Source organism: Acinetobacter sp. AL9 (genome assembly GCF_041464035.1).
Classification (GTDB): domain Bacteria; phylum Pseudomonadota; class Gammaproteobacteria; order Pseudomonadales; family Moraxellaceae; genus Acinetobacter; species Acinetobacter towneri.
The window spans coordinates 1-255 of record NZ_JAYFSK010000265.1 but is presented as its reverse complement, the minus strand read 5'-3'; the positions used below and the strand labels follow the sequence as shown (position 1 = coordinate 255).

Sequence of the window (255 nt, the reverse complement as noted above, 5' to 3'; positions counted from 1 at the left end):
TAGCTATCGCATGGACATAACCCTTGATCCTCTTATCGCCTAAAATCATATAACACTCAATCACCTGATTTTTCTCAGACCGTGATATAAGTTGCTGATGCCAATCAATCTTAAGCTTTTGATTATTCGAATTAAATGTATAGAGAGGCATGGAGTTCGGTGTATATCTGACAATGACATCAGCGCCTTGATCGACTGTCGGCATAATGGTTTGAACTCGACTATAGCCACGGTCAGCCACAAAGACATAACCCT

At 40.8% G+C, this 255-nt stretch carries 1 pseudogene; it reads right to left on the bottom strand.

What is annotated here, in order from left to right:
• Positions 1-241: pseudogene (locus ACEO2X_RS14635) on the bottom strand (IS4/IS5 family transposase); the annotation flags it as partial.
• Positions 242-255 lie beyond the last annotated feature (14 nt).